Source organism: Synechococcus sp. R6-10, from assembly GCF_047461815.1.
GTDB lineage: Bacteria > Cyanobacteriota > Cyanobacteriia > Thermostichales > Thermostichaceae > Thermostichus.
Map to the genome: position 1 here is coordinate 1 of NZ_JANSHW010000415.1, position 576 is coordinate 576.

Below are 576 nucleotides of genomic sequence, written 5' to 3' on the forward strand. Positions count from 1 at the left end.
CGCTGCCTGAAGGCAAGGAAAATCCGGTGGAAGAATCAAAGCTTTTCCCTCGGCCCGATTGCCGATTCCAAACATAAACTTCCCCGGCAATTTCAAAGTTAAGATTGCCCGTTTCCCCACCGGTTGGAGACATGATGACCAATTCTCCTTGGGCAGTACGCTCCAGCTTCAGCTCAGGATTGGCGGCACAAAGCCGGATAAAATCTGCTCGGCTGAGGGTTATCAGGGGAGATAGATTCAGAGTCAGAGCAGCCATGGTAGTGTGACTCCGCCTGTTTTTGGCCTATCGCTCAACATTTTTACTGCAGCTGTTTCCAAGGTTGGGAGAGTTCTGCAATTGCGTGGGATCCCTGTCATGCAAGAGATCCATCAGAGTTGGCTGGGTTAAGGGTGTGGAAAAAAGCTGTATCAGGGATCGTAAATCCGTGAAAGCTACTCATATCAAGCCGACCAGATCTTGCGGATGGGCAAGGTGAAGCCCGGCAGCACGTCCTCTCCTGATAGGGTTTCCGGATCTTCGACCAATTCCGGCGCTTGCCCTTGTCGGTAGATCATCACCCGCTTGGCCTTGGGATC

Annotated in this window: 1 protein-coding gene; it reads right to left on the minus strand. The window is 52.1% G+C overall.

Going from position 1 to position 576, the window contains the following annotated elements; all coding sequences use genetic code 11:
- On the minus strand, positions 1-256 hold a 256-nt coding region (locus NW837_RS11415), incomplete at its 3' end, for a Uma2 family endonuclease (RefSeq protein ID WP_414331626.1).
- Positions 257-576 lie beyond the last annotated feature (320 nt).